Raw genomic sequence first — 13,849 nt, forward strand, 5'->3', positions numbered from 1 at the left:
ATTTTGGACACCTTGTCCATCATGACTTGACTACAAATTTCTTTAACCTGTCTAAAAATTATAGCATGTTTTACCCTTTCCCTCAGAAAAAGTACTCTTAAGATGACTTAATAAGTTTAAAAAAGCGGGGGTAATAAGTCCCTCGCTTTTTAAATTTATTCATTGGTCAAATCTTCGCCATTGGTGGCAATTACTTTTTTATACCATTCAAAAGATTTCTTAGGTGTTCGTTTTAAGGTGCCCTCTCCAGAATCATCGCGGTCGACATAAATAAAGCCATATCGCTTACTCATTTCACCCGTTCCTGCAGACACTAGGTCAATACATCCCCAAGAAGTATAGCCCATTAATTCCACACCGTCTAACTCAACTGCTTTTTTCATTTCCTTAATGTGAGCAGCCATGTAAGCAATCCGGTAATCATCTGTCACAAAACCATCACTATCTGGTTTATCGATTGCACCTAGACCATTTTCAACGATAAATAAAGGTTTTTGATAACGATCATAAATCGTATTCATCGTAATTCGAAGACCCAGAGGATCAATCTGCCATCCCCACTCACTCGCTTCAAGATACGGATTCGTAACCGATTCAAAGATATTGCCAGCTGATTTATCCGCATCTTGCTCTTTCACTTTAGCGACACGGCTCGCATAATAGCTAAAGGAAACAAAGTCAACTGTATTTTTTGCTAGTAGTTCTAAATCTCCCGGTTGAATAGGTAATTCAATCTCTTCACGTTCTAGTCGCTTCAGGAGGTAATTTGGGTATTTTCCTCGTGATTGCACATCGATGAAAAAGAGATTATCATGATTTTGTTGCTGAGCTTCAAAGACATTTTCAGGATGACAATCGTAAGGATAATAATCTCCTGCCGCTAGCATGCAACCAATTTTATTTTCTGAGTCAATCTCATGTCCAATCTTTGTCGCTAAGGCTGAAGCCAAGAGTTCATGATGTGCAGCCAAATATTTAGCTTGCTCCTTATTTTCTCCTTCTTCAAAGACTAGGCCAGCTCCCATAAAAGGTGCATGTAAAAGCATATTAATTTCATTAAAGGTCAACCAGTAATGGACTAAGCCCTTATAACGTGTAAACAAGGTACGCGCCAGATTTTCGTAAAAGTCAACCATCTTGCGGTTGCGCCAACCACCATACGCTTTAATGAGGTGTATTGGGCAATCAAAGTGTGTGATAGTAACCAGCGGCTCAATGCCTAATCGTTGGCACTCTTTAAAGATTTCTTCATAAAAAGCAAGTCCTTCTTCATTTGGCTCTTTCTCATCCCCTTGAGGAAAAATCCGCGTCCAAGCGATAGACATCCGATAAGTCTTAAAACCCATTTCTGCAAATAATGCTAGGTCTTCTTTCCAGTGATGGTACATATCAATAGCTTCCTTGGCGGGATAAAAATGCTGGTCATCAAAATTGAGATGTTTCATTTCACCCGTGATAATGGGAAAACGATCCTTTCCATGTGGAACAACATCCACATTGGCAAGTCCTCGTCCACCCAGATTATAGCCGCCTTCACACTGGTTGGCTGCGGTTGCACCGCCCCAAAGAAAATCTTTACTAAATGGCATACATAGCTCCTTTTTAATATAAATATAAAGTGGTTCTAACAAAAGAAGAAAGAGGTGATAGAACGCTTCTTTCTTCATTGTAACATTTTTTGGGTCCGCTTACAACGCTTTTTGTGAAGCGGTTTCAATTATTTTATCATCATGTGAGAGGTAGGTTTTAACCTCAGAATAATCTTGAGAATTAGTCAGAATCACGGGCGTTTCCGTCACATAACCGGCAGCTTCGATGGCTTCTCGATCGAATTTTATGAGTAAATCTCCTTTGTGAATCTGATCGCCTGATTGGACAAAAGTTTCATAATGTTTTCCTCCTAATTCTACAGTATTCATTCCAATGTGAATGAGCAACTCTGCACCGTTATTAGAACGGATCCCGATCGCATGTCCTGTCGGGAATATCGTCACTACTTCCCCATCAAAAGGGGCGAAGACTTCACCTTTTTGAGGAAGGACGATAACCCCTTGTCCCATTGCCCCACTAGAAAATAGTTCATCGGATCCCTCATGTAAAGCTTTAATTTCACCAGGAACAGGTGTATCAAAACTTTCGCCAGCCAATGCAGCTTGGAGTGGCGAGTGATTAAAGTGCCATGATTTTGGATTTTTTGTCTTCACTTTTTCATTTCCTTCAGCCGTTTCACTGTAGAATAACCAAGTTAGAGCAAAGGCGACAAGCATTGAGACAGCAATAGCCATGATGGCACTCCATACAAACGCTAGGTTTCCATCTGGTGAGATAAAATTCGGTAAACCAAAGATTCCTAACCCTCCGAGCGTATAAAAACCAGAATTTGCCATTCCTAAGATTGCGCCACCGGCCGCTCCTCCTATCATAGAGTATAAAAATGCGCTTTTTCTCTTGAGAGTTAGTCCGTAGATTGCGGGTTCAGTAACGCCAGCAAGCCCTGAGATCATCGCTGGAATACCTAGTGTTTTTAGTCCCTTATCATTTTTTCTAAATTTTAACCAGAGTGCAAAAACTACAGCTACTTGGGCAAAAGATGCACCAAATGTTCCTGCAAGCATTTGTGTAAAGCCTTCTGCTCCCACTTGCACTAACGCTACTGAAACCACTGCCCAATGTAAACCAAAAATTACTAAAACCTGCCAGAGCAAACCAAGGAGCGCCATAAAGATAATCGGATTAAAGGCGAGTAAGTTTTGGAACCCCGTACTAAGTAAATCTGTAGCAACATTAAGTGTTGGTCCAATTAGAAGGAGGGCAAGAGGTGCTGCGATGAGTAGTGTAAAGAAAGGTACAAAGAAAGTTTGCAACATTTCTGGAATGATTTTCTTTGCCCGTCTCTGAATGATACTCGCAAACCAAACCGTAAAGAGGATTGGTACCACTGTACCAGAGTAATTTTGGGCGATTATTGGCAAGCCCAAGAAGGTTGAGAAATAATTGCTCTCAATAATCGTCCCTGAAAAAAGACTTCCAATGGGTGTACTTCCTTCAAATGCTGAAAGCTGGATTGATGGATACATCATTATCATCCCTAAAACCAATCCGATGAATTCGTTAAGTTTGAATTTACGGGCGGCTGTAAGTCCAACAACAAGCGGAAGGAATGTAAAAATCGCATCTCCAACCGCATTGAGTAAAACCGAAGTCCCATCTGTAGCTGCTACAAGATTAAAGGCGATAAGCATCGCATTCAACCCTTTAATCATCCCACCAGCGGCAAGTACCCCAAGGAAGGGCTGGAAAGAACCTGAAATAATATCAATCAACCGATTAAAGGGTGACATTTTTTCAACTTCTTCCTCGTCAGAAGCATCTGTTCCTGTAAGTTTGATAACTTCTTCGTAAACCTGTGCCACATGATTACCAATAACCACTTGATATTGTCCGCCTGCTTGCATCACAGTAACAACGCCATCTAGATCCTCGAGATAAGGGGTATCCGCTTTGGCTACATCCTTAAGCTTAAATCGCAACCGAGTGATACAATGACCTACTGAGTTGACATTTGCTCTGCCTCCGACATTTTTCACAATGTCCCGTGCAAGTGTTTCGTATTTTCCCATTTTTCATACCTCCTTGGGATTCTTTGGGTCTATATAAAACGACCGCTCTATGTTTTCGCTTTCTTTTTACTCTTTCAGTATAACTCATTTTTTTCTCATTTCGTAATGATATTATTAGCAAAAAAAAAAAAACAAACCTCATTTTTGAGATTTGTTTTTTGTAGGTTCGCTCCAGTTTCGTCGGAGACTAAAATGATTTGGAACTAAATCATAACCCGGTGTACAAAAAGGATGGCAACGTAATATTCTTGCTGTTCCCATTGCTAAGCCTTTGGCAGGGCCATGTTTATCAATTGCCTCAATCATATAATTTGAACAGGTAGGGTAATAACGACAGGCTGGAGGTAATATTGGTGAAATCCAGCGCTGATAGCCCTGTACAGTTTTTACTAATATTTTTCTCATTTTTCACTTTCATCAGTTACTGACAGTTCTGTCAGTAACTTAATTTTTAAAAGCGATGCTTACGAATAACCGCTTGTTTTATCTCCGACTTTATTTTAGAAGTTTAAGGATATCGGCAGCCATCAGTTCTGGTGTCAAATGATAACGGTCATAAAGTTCACTGACCGGCACGGAATCATTGAACTCACGTTTCGCTCCATAGTTTAAAACCTTAACATCGTATTTGCCAAGGAAAGAAGCTACTTTTTGCCCAAAGCCTCCATCCAGAATCCCATCTTCAAGCGTCACGATCACCTCATGGTTTTCAGTCAATTTATCCAAAAAGTCTTCATCAAGATCATTGATAAACAAAGGGTTCACTAACGTTGGATGGATCCCTTTTTCAGCAAGCTCAGCAGCTACTTTTTCGCCATGTGAATAAAGTCCACCAAGTGCTAAGAGCGCCACTTTTTCACCTGCTTTTTCAAGTTGATAAGTACTTTCTGAGAAATCAGTCAATACAGTCGTTCTTGATTCAACCCCGTGCTCTGGAAGTTGAATGACAACAGGCTCTTCATGTTGGGCCAAAGCCCAATCCAAAATTGCCGTAAACTCTTCTTGAGAAGTTGGTGCTAAATATTTCAGATTAGGAATATTAGAAATCCAAGTCATCGCTGATGAGCCTTGGTGAGTTTCATCAGATCCGGAAATTACTCCACCTTTGACAATAATAATTGCTGGCTCTTTGTTGATGGCAATATCATGCCAGAGTTGGTCATAAGCGCGTTGCAAGAAAGTAGAATTATGGAAAATAATCGGACGAACACCCTCTGTAGCCATCGCTCCGCCAAAAGTAATTGTGAATTGTTCAGCGATCCCCGCATCAATATAACGTTCAGGGTATTTTGCTGCAAATTGTTTTAAGCCAAAAATACCTGGTATTGCCGCATTAATTGCAACAAGTGGGATGCCTTCTGAAAGTTTTTGATCCATATAATCTAACATGATGCTCGTGTAAGATTTACCAGCAGGAGTTGCTTTCAAAGCTCCTGTTTCGAGTTCAAAAGCACCGCGCCAGTGGAAAGCTTCTTTATTCTCAGTAGCAGGAAGATAACCGCGCCCTTTTTCCGTATGAATGTGTAGGACAATCGGATGGTCGATTCCTTTTACTTCTTCAAAGAGTGCAATCAATGCTTCAAGATCATTCCCTTCTTCAAGGTACTTGTAATCTAAACCAAATGACTTAAACAAGTTATTTTCAGCTTGTCCCTTTGTAGCACGTAATTCAGCTAGATTACGGTAAAGTCCACCATGATTTTCGGCAATAGACATTTGATTATCATTTACGATAATAATAAGATTTCCATCAAAGTCACCGGCATTATTGAGTGCTTCCATTGCAAGACCACCAGAGAGAGAGCCATCACCAATAATAGCAATACGGTCGCCCTTCCCATTTGTCAGATCACGCGCTTTTGCCAACCCCAATGCATTAGCAATAGATGTTGACGTATGGCCTACTGTAAAGAAATCATGTTCTGACTCATTTTGGTTTGTATAAGGCGTGATATCATGAAAATGTCCGTCTGTAAAACCTACTTTTCGACCTGTCAGAATCTTATGGGGATAAGTTTGATGTGAAACATCCCAGACAAATTTATCCACAGGTGAATCAAAAACTTTATGTAAAGCAATAGTCAGCTCAGTCACTCCAAGATTTGGACCGACGTGTCCTCCTACGTTTGATACTTTATGCAGGACAGTTTGACGTACTTCTTGCGCCAACTCTACCAACTCTTGACTGGTCAACTTTTTAACATCTTTAGGTGAATTAATACGATCTAAAATCGCCATTTTTTCCTCTTTCTAACAATGAAAATTAGCGTTACTGACAGGGCTGTCAGTAACAAACATCTCATTGTTTACATTTTCGTTTATTATTTTACAACTTTTGAAAGATTTTTGCAGGATTTGTAATTGGGTTATCCAATCGAATTCGAATGACGAATTTTGTACCTTGCGGCTTATTATCTTCCACTGTGATTTTACCATTATAGGCGTCCACGATCTGTTTTGCAAGTGACAATCCTAAACCAAGTCCACCTTTTTGACGCGTACGTGCTTTATCTACGCGGAAGAAACGGTCGAATATTTTCTTTTTATCCTCATCCGAGATGCCTTCTCCATTATCCGCTACTGTGAAAATTAAAATTCCGCCAGCCTTCTGGACATCTAGAGAGATTTCGCCGTTATCATGGGTATACTTCAAGGCATTATCAAATAAAATGGTTAAGAGCTGTTTAATCAGAGCTTGATCAAGATTAATTGTTCCATCTAACTTCAAATTACCCGTGAATGATTTGCCTGCATTTTCAGCAAGCATCTCATAACTACTAAAAATATTTTCAAAGTAACTTGCCGTGGTGGGCTCTGGACTAATCTTAATTCCCGATTCACGACGTGCTAAATTTAAAAGATTAGTGGTAAGTAAGCGCATGTTGCGTACTTCTGACAGACTTTCCGAGATGTTCTCTGACTCATCGATAATTGTTGAGGTCGGATTTTGAAAAAGCAACTCTAACCGATTTTGCAAAATTGCTAGAGGGGTCCGCAATTCGTGAGAAGCATTTTCCACAAATTCTTTTTGCTTTTCATAAGCTGAAAGGATAGGTTTTAAGGTCCAATTGGCCAGATACAAACTAATTACTACGGACAAGAGCCAAAAAGCAATCATCGTCGTGATAATGACAAACATCGCCCGACTCATTGCATCCTGAATCTGGTCAACATTTGAAAAGATTTGCACATACACGGGTGTGATACTTCCGTCGACATTGTTGATAATAAAGCGGGAAGTTAAATAACGATAGTGCCAATCATCCCCATAGGGATTATTCACCGATACCGATGAAATCGAATTAAGTTGACTCTCTTTGAACTTCATTGACTTTTGTAAATGGGTCAAGACGAAATCTGAGCTCTGAGCCGTGCTACTTGACGGCATGAAGCTCTCACCATCCGAATTATAAAAGATAACACTGTTATTTGGCCCATAATCTCCTCTACTTTGAGGACTATTGGTACCTAACTGATTATTTGCGGCATCTTGTAAGAAAGCTTGATTCTGGGACAGGTCTCGTAAATTTTGGTCAGTCGCACGATACATTCCCAACTGCATAACTTGTATAATAATCACTGCTAAAGCGACAAAAATTACTGTAAAAGCTAGAAAAAAATGAAGGAAATTCTTCCCATCATTCTTTACAATTGCCGAAGATTTTATTTTTTTAATTACTTTCTTCAAATTTTCTCGTTTCTAGATTCACTCCTTACTGACAGCTCGGTAAGTGCCCTTTCTATCAGTAAAAGCAAATCTTTGCTAAATCATTATCTCAAAATATAGCCTACATTTCGCAGGGTGGAGAGATTGTTTACAAACTCTGTATCTTTCAATTTTTTTCGAATCTTACTCATATAAACTTCAACAACAGTTACCGTTGTATCACTATCGTAGCCCCAAATCCGGTCAAAAATTTGTTCTTTTGGGAGAATAACATTTTGATTTTGCATCAAGTAAACAACCAAATCAAATTCTTTCCCAATCAAATCTACTGCTTTATCCCCTACCATAGTGGACTTATTAGAGAGATTCAAACGCACTTCACCGTAGCTTAAACCATGAGAATCTTCCAACTTACCGGTCCGTTTCAAAAGTGCTTGAATGCGCGCTTTTAATTCATCCAGATAAAAAGGCTTCGTGAGGTAATCATCAGCACCAATATCAAATCCATGCATTTTATCATCCAAAGATTCCTTTGCTGTCATAATTAACACCGGAGTTTCAACATTTTGCTCGCGCAACTCTTTGAGTACTTCAAAACCATTTTTTTCTGGGAGCATCAAATCAAGCAAAATCAAATCATAAATCCCTAATTCTGCTTCGTAGAGGCCTTCCACCCCATCATAAACCTGTTTAACCTCCGCAAAAGATTTTAAAAAGTCATATACCGACTTTGAAAGTGACAAATCATCCTCTACCAATAATATTTTAATCATCGAATCCATTCCTCTTCACATTTCCGAGCTCGAAAAAATTTTCTCTCATCTGTCCCTTTAGGCTCAATAAAGTCGACTAGAATGCGCTCTTCCCTTTCTTTTTATTTTACACTATTATGTTATTTTTGTCTTGTATTGGACTTAAACTTGACTTAAATGAAACTAAAAAGCTAGATCTCAAATTCTAGCTTTAGTTGTTTCTCGCTCAATAAGTTGAAAGGGAATAATTGTTTTTTCAGGTAATTTTTCCTCTTCATCTCGTAAATCAAGAAATTTTTTTACTGCTGTTGCTCCCAATTGTTCAATATTGATATCAAAAGTAGTCAAATAAGGATGAATAATCGTTGTAAAAATAGAATTATTATAAGTGATGATACTGATGTCCTCTGGGACACGGAGACCTTGGCTGGTTAACTGCTTTACTACTTTCAAGGCCAGCACGTCATCAATCACAACCAGAGCCGTTTCATTAGTAACAGAAAAATCACGATCCATCACTAACAACTTCTCGTTTATTCCGTAACGTTGGGCCTCATCTTTAAAGCCATGATAACGTTCTTCAAAAACCTCCCCTTGCGTGGTATCAGTGACAAAGGAAATATTTTCATGATGCAAGTCTACTAAGTGATGGACTGCCTCTCTTCCTAGGAGCATGTTATCATTATCCACATGCGTAATTTCGTTTTTATGGTCTGAAGGTGTCCCCACAAGGACGAACGGGATTTTATTATTTAGTAAATATTCCCTAATCGGATCACTTTTTCCGGCATAAAGCACAATAAAGCCATCCACTCTTTTTTCGGAGTACTGCAATTCGACCTGTTTTTTGAGTTGTGCCACAGTATGACCTGTCGCAATCGCAACTGAAATATCATAATCACGTGCTGTTTCATTGATAGAAGATAGAATCTTCATATAAAAAGGTTGACTTTCCTTATCATTCACTGCAGGGAAAACAACACCAATCGTATTGGTTTTTCCAGAAGCCAGTACCTGAGCAGCGGCGTTACGCCGATAGCCTAACTCATGCATGGCTTTGCGCACCTTAGCTTTGGTTTTATCACTAATTTCAGAGCTATCTTTAATCGCACGGCTGACTGTTGAAGCGTTAACTCCAGCCTTCTTAGCGACATCTTTTATAGTAACTGCCATTTTTTCTTCCTGAGATTCGCTCAGACTGGAAATTTCCAGCACTCCTTTCTTACAGTGTTCTCGGATTATTATTTTCCCAAATTTTTACTTATTTTTCAATAGTTTTCAGGAGTTGACAAGAAAATGTCTTTTTTTCGACACCTTTTTATTTCGTTTCTGTCACATAATTTGTAATTAACTCAATAGTTTTCCCATACACGTCTAATTTCAGGGCTTTCCCCTTAAGCAATTCAATCTCCACTTTCTCCCCAACTGAAATTTTAAGAAGGCGTCCTCGGTAGTTAATGTGAAAGGTGTAGCCAGTCCAAACTTCCGGCAAGAAGGGCGCAAAACTCAATTTACCGTTCCAAGTTTTCATTTGAGCAAAGCCATGCACAATCGCTAACCATGAACCCGTCATCGAAGTGATATGTAAGCCATCTTCTGTATCATTATTATAGTCATCCAGATCCAATCGGGCCGTGCGTTCATACATTTCAACTGCTTTATCAGCAAACCCTAGCTCTGCTGCTAAAATGGCATGAATGGATGGTGAGAGCGAACTCTCATGCACTGTCAAAGGTTCATAAAACTCAAAGTTTTTTCTCTTTTGTTCCATCGTATAATGGTCACCAAACAAGTAAATTCCTTGCAAAACATCTGCCTGCTTGATATAAGGGCTACGTAAAACGCGATCCCAAGACCAATTTTGGTTGAGCGGAAGATTTTTAGGGTCTAAGTCAGCCACCGGTGTTAAATCTTTATCAAGATATCCATCATGTTGAACAAATATACCAAGCGTCTCATCCTCCGGAAGATACATCTTTTGAATAATTTCTTCCCATGTTTGCTTTTCTTTTTGACTCACCTTCAAATCTTCTCGCGGATACTTTTGAAGACTTTCAAGGGTATATTTTAAAACCCAAGTCGCTAACGTATTAGTGTACCAGTTATTATTGATATTATTTTCATATTCGTTTGGTCCTGTCACACCGTGAATCATATACTTGTCATTTCGTTTACTATAGTGGACACGATCAGCCCAAAAACGGGCGATTTCGACCAATACTTCCAAACCTTCATTTGCCAGATAGGTTTCATCTCCAGTATAATTGGTATAGTTGTAAATGGCATAGGCCATTGCGCCATTTCTGTGAATTTCTTCAAAGGTAATTTCCCACTCGTTGTGGCATTCGATACCGGTAAAAGTAACCATTGGATAAAGAGCTCCTGCCAAACCTTGTTGTCTTGCGTTATGTTGTGCTTGAGGCAACTGTTGATGTCGATATTTGAGGAGATTTTTGGTGACAGCTGTATCAGCTAGTGCTAAATAAAGTGGGACAGCATAGGCTTCTGTATCCCAGTAAGTAGCCCCACCATATTTTTCACCCGTAAAACCTTTAGGGCCGATATTGAGTCGATCATCTTCGCCATAGTAAGTGCTAAAAAGTTGGAAAAGATTAAAGCGAATCCCTTGTTGGGCCTCATCCGATCCATCAATTTGTACATCCGCAAGTTCCCAACGCTTTGCCCAAGCTTGCGCCTGTGCTGTAAAAAGTTGTTCATAAGTTTGAGCATTAACTTCTTGGCTTAATTCCTCTGACACTTTGGTCAGCTCAGGAAGCGTTTGGTAATCTCGGCTGGTCAGAACAAGAACGCGTTTTTCAAAGTTGAGAGGTCTTGTTGGTTTCAATTCTCCTTCAAAGTAGTCTATTACCTGATCTTCCAAGCTTTCTTGATTTGTACAATGGAAATCTCCTTTGAAAGTTTGCTTTGTTAAAACAGTAAATTGCTCCACTCCAAAAAGATTAGGAACGGTTTCACTGATTAAAAACGATCCATCACTTGTATTTTCAGTTTTTAAGGTTTTCCAAAATTTTTCATCATAATTTGCATCTTCATTGTGTACATCGGCATCAATAACTGATTCCAGGCGAATATCATGATTTTCCCCGTCTGTTGCTTCAAATGAAAATCTGAAAACTGCAAGTTCTGGTGTGGCGATTGAAAAGAAGCGCTCTACAACTACCTGAACTCCCCCTACCACATAACGATAGGTTAGAACCCCCTGTTTCATATCTAGAGCCATCTCAAAATCTGCTAGATCAGCAATCGCCAAGTCAATCTCACTCTGATCAATCAACAAGCTGACCTTTGCAAAATTCACTGCATTGATAGCTTTACCAAAGTATTCGGGGTAGCCATTTTTCCACCAACCAACGCGGGTTTTATCGGGGAACCACACCCCTGCAATATAAGTTCCTTGGTGATGATCAGCACTAAACGTTTCACTAAAATTACCGCGCATCCCCATATAACCATTTCCAATAGAGGTAAGCGATTCTTGGAGACGCCGATTTTCTACTTCTACCTTATTTGCAGTGATTTTCCAAGGATCAATGCCCATGATTCTTTTAATTTGTTTCATTTTTTATTTCTTCCTTTACTTCTTATAAACCTGATATTCAAAAGGGGCTAAGGACATGCTTCGTTCAAAAGGACGTGGCTGACTGCTTAAGACGCTGTGGTAATTACTGACAGATCCGTCAGTAAACGCTTCTACTTTTGAAAAATCTAAATGCGCTTTTTTCGTCCCTAGATTAACGATGACTAAAAATTCATCACGCGTATAAACTAACACCTGCGGATGCCGCTCAAAGTAAAAATAGATTGAGCCACTAGCAATGGCTTGATTATCGTGGCGCAATTGAATTAGTTTTTGATAGAGTTCAAAAAGTTCCGTTTGTTTTTCAGCATTAACTTGAGGGTAATTAGGATGAATGTCCATCCAGGGACGCCCTGTCGTAAAACCTGCATTCGCCTTGTCAGACCATTGCATTGGGGTTCTGGCATGCTCTCGGCTATCTTGTGTCACTTTTTGCAAAGCCTCTTGAGCTGACAAGTCCGTCAGTAAATTCTCGTATTGCGCAATGACTTCTTCTGAGCGCAACTGATCAGAGGAAGTAAACGGGAAGTTACGCATTCCTAGCTCTTGCCCTTGATAGATAAAGGGCGTGCCCCGTAAAAGCATATAACTCACCGCAAGGGCTTTAGCGGAGGCTAATGATCCGTTGCCAAAGACATCAATGCTACGCGGTTGATCGTGATTCTCTAGATAAAGGGCGTTCCAGCCCCGGGCTAGTAAATCATTTTGCCAACGCATGATCACTTTTTTGTAACCATAAATCGATCCTCGACCATTTGCTTTTCTCACATTGTGTTCCAGCTCAAAAATCATATTGACATAGCCCTTTTCGTCAGTCCAATCAGGCGCTTGCATTGATCGTACACCAGAGGCTTCACCAACTGTTAATGCGCCATATGAATCAAAAATTGCTTTTAGTTCCGTCATATAGTCTTCAATACCTGAGACATTCATAAAAGGAACCCATGGTCCATCACCTCGCCAAGACTTAATCTTGTATGACCAGGGCATTTTTTGAAGGTGGGAAATAGCATCCAGACGAAAACCATCCACACCTAATTCCAGCCACCAGCGAACCATTTTATAAATTTCTTGTCGTACTTTGGGATTTTTCCAGTTCAAATCAGGCTGCTCTTTTGCAAAAGCATGAAAATACGCTTGTTCTGTTTCCTTATCATAAGTCCAAGCTGATCCTCCAAAAAAGGATCGCCATTCGTTAGGAAGTTGCTGAGCTGTAGCATCTTCCCATAAGTAAAAATCTCGATAGGGGTTATCTTTTGACTTTTTACTTTCTAAAAACCAAGGGTGTTGATCCGAAGTATGATTAACTACCAAATCCATGATAACCTTCAGTCCATATTCGTGGGATTTATGAAGTAAAGTCTTAAAATCCTCTAAACTTCCAAAACGCTCATCAATCGCATAATAATCTGAAATATCATAGCCACCATCTACCTGCGGACTTTTATAAATTGGATTAATCCATATAAAATCAACACCTAACTGCTGGATATAAGGTAGCTTTTCAATAATGCCTTGAAGGTCACCAATGCCATCTCCATTCGTATCTTTAAAAGACTTAGGATAAATTTGATAGCCTACCATTTTACGAAAATCATTTTCCATAATATTTTTCTTCTTTTTCTTCCCAAAAAACTCGATCTTCATCATCTATCTTGCGCAGGACCCGTGCAGGGTTACCTACTGCAATAACATTTGGCGGTAAGCTTTTAGTCACAACACTTCCTGAGCCTACAATGGTGTTCTCTCCAATTTCAACACCAGGATTGACAATAACGCCAGCACCTAACCACACCCGGTCGCCAATCTTAATCGCCTGTGCATATTCCAGACCTCGCCCTCGCACCGCTGCATCAATCGGATGTGTCGCTGTAATCAAGCTTACACGTGGACCAAACATAACATCATCTCCAATGGATATCGGAGCAACATCCAAAAAGATACAATCTAAATTGGCATAAAAATTTTCACCAATCTTTGTATTAAAACCATAATCAACATAAAGCGGGGGATTGACATAAATCTGCTCACCAGTCTTGCCAAATAATTTCTTTTCTAGTTGAACGATCTTTTCTTTTTCAAGACTATGGAGTTGGTTAATTTCTTGTGCTAGAGCTCTTGATTTATCCGGACGATAAGCTGCTTCAATCTTTTCAGCACTATAGAGTTGCCCCGATATCATTTTGTGGTATTCACTCATCTTGTTGACCTC

Annotated in this window: 10 protein-coding genes; all 10 read right to left on the reverse strand. The window is 39.6% G+C overall.

Annotation, left to right across the window (positions count from 1 at the left end):
• Positions 1 to 155 precede the first annotated feature (155 nt).
• On the reverse strand, positions 156 to 1,589 hold the full coding sequence (locus tag JW886_RS07945; protein WP_205871802.1) for a 6-phospho-beta-glucosidase: 1,434 nt from the start codon (positions 1,587 to 1,589) through the stop codon (positions 156 to 158).
• 99 nt (positions 1,590 to 1,688) lie between these two features.
• A complete protein-coding gene (locus JW886_RS07950) occupies positions 1,689 to 3,620 on the reverse strand; it encodes a beta-glucoside-specific PTS transporter subunit IIABC (protein ID WP_205871803.1) in 1,932 nt (643 codons plus the stop codon).
• Positions 3,621 to 3,758: 138 nt separating this feature from the next.
• On the reverse strand, positions 3,759 to 4,025 hold the full coding sequence (gene yidD / locus JW886_RS07955; RefSeq protein WP_075526163.1) for a membrane protein insertion efficiency factor YidD: 267 nt from the start codon (positions 4,023 to 4,025) through the stop codon (positions 3,759 to 3,761).
• A gap of 90 nt (positions 4,026 to 4,115) precedes the next feature.
• Positions 4,116 to 5,858, reverse strand: coding sequence for a 1-deoxy-D-xylulose-5-phosphate synthase (locus JW886_RS07960; RefSeq protein ID WP_205871804.1), 1,743 nt, complete (start codon positions 5,856 to 5,858; stop codon positions 4,116 to 4,118).
• An 88-nt stretch (positions 5,859 to 5,946) separates the two neighbouring features.
• Positions 5,947 to 7,308 (reverse strand): sensor histidine kinase, encoded by a 1,362-nt coding sequence (locus tag JW886_RS07965; RefSeq protein WP_205871805.1) that lies wholly within the window; start codon positions 7,306 to 7,308, stop codon positions 5,947 to 5,949.
• Positions 7,309 to 7,391: 83 nt separating this feature from the next.
• Positions 7,392 to 8,060 carry a response regulator transcription factor gene (locus JW886_RS07970; RefSeq protein WP_231097899.1) on the reverse strand — a complete coding sequence of 223 codons (669 nt, stop codon included), beginning with the start codon at positions 8,058 to 8,060 and terminating at the stop codon, positions 7,392 to 7,394.
• A 177-nt stretch (positions 8,061 to 8,237) separates the two neighbouring features.
• Entirely contained in the window at positions 8,238 to 9,212 is a 975-nt protein-coding gene (locus JW886_RS07975) for a LacI family DNA-binding transcriptional regulator (protein ID WP_075526167.1), read from the reverse strand.
• 145 nt (positions 9,213 to 9,357) lie between these two features.
• Positions 9,358 to 11,619, reverse strand: a complete 2,262-nt coding sequence (locus JW886_RS07980; RefSeq protein WP_205871806.1) for a glycoside hydrolase family 65 protein — start codon at positions 11,617 to 11,619, stop codon at positions 9,358 to 9,360.
• 15 nt (positions 11,620 to 11,634) lie between these two features.
• A complete protein-coding gene (locus tag JW886_RS07985; protein ID WP_420844221.1) occupies positions 11,635 to 13,242 on the reverse strand; it encodes an alpha-glucosidase in 1,608 nt (535 codons plus the stop codon).
• Complete coding sequence (locus JW886_RS07990; protein ID WP_205871807.1) at positions 13,232 to 13,837, reverse strand: sugar O-acetyltransferase; 606 nt, start codon at positions 13,835 to 13,837, stop codon at positions 13,232 to 13,234. The genes JW886_RS07985 and JW886_RS07990 overlap by 11 nt, the downstream gene beginning before the upstream one ends.
• Positions 13,838 to 13,849: the final 12 nt, after the last annotated feature.

It is taken from the genome of Lactococcus taiwanensis, assembly GCF_017068355.1.
In the GTDB taxonomy this organism is placed as follows: domain Bacteria; phylum Bacillota; class Bacilli; order Lactobacillales; family Streptococcaceae; genus Lactococcus; species Lactococcus taiwanensis.

Coding starts and splice junctions, on each gene's coding strand:
- yidD (WP_075526163.1), bottom strand. CDS start 4,025: ATGAGAAAAATATTAGTAAAAACTGTACAGGGCTATCAGCGCTGGATT.
- JW886_RS07950 (WP_205871803.1), bottom strand. CDS start 3,620: ATGGGAAAATACGAAACACTTGCACGGGACATTGTGAAAAATGTCGGA.
- JW886_RS07980 (WP_205871806.1), bottom strand. CDS start 11,619: ATGAAACAAATTAAAAGAATCATGGGCATTGATCCTTGGAAAATCACT.
- JW886_RS07985 (WP_420844221.1), bottom strand. CDS start 13,242: ATGGAAAATGATTTTCGTAAAATGGTAGGCTATCAAATTTATCCTAAG.
- JW886_RS07960 (WP_205871804.1), bottom strand. CDS start 5,858: ATGGCGATTTTAGATCGTATTAATTCACCTAAAGATGTTAAAAAGTTG.
- JW886_RS07975 (WP_075526167.1), bottom strand. CDS start 9,212: ATGGCAGTTACTATAAAAGATGTCGCTAAGAAGGCTGGAGTTAACGCT.
- JW886_RS07990 (WP_205871807.1), bottom strand. CDS start 13,837: ATGAGTGAATACCACAAAATGATATCGGGGCAACTCTATAGTGCTGAA.
- JW886_RS07945 (WP_205871802.1), bottom strand. CDS start 1,589: ATGCCATTTAGTAAAGATTTTCTTTGGGGCGGTGCAACCGCAGCCAAC.
- JW886_RS07970 (WP_231097899.1), bottom strand. CDS start 8,060: ATGATTAAAATATTATTGGTAGAGGATGATTTGTCACTTTCAAAGTCG.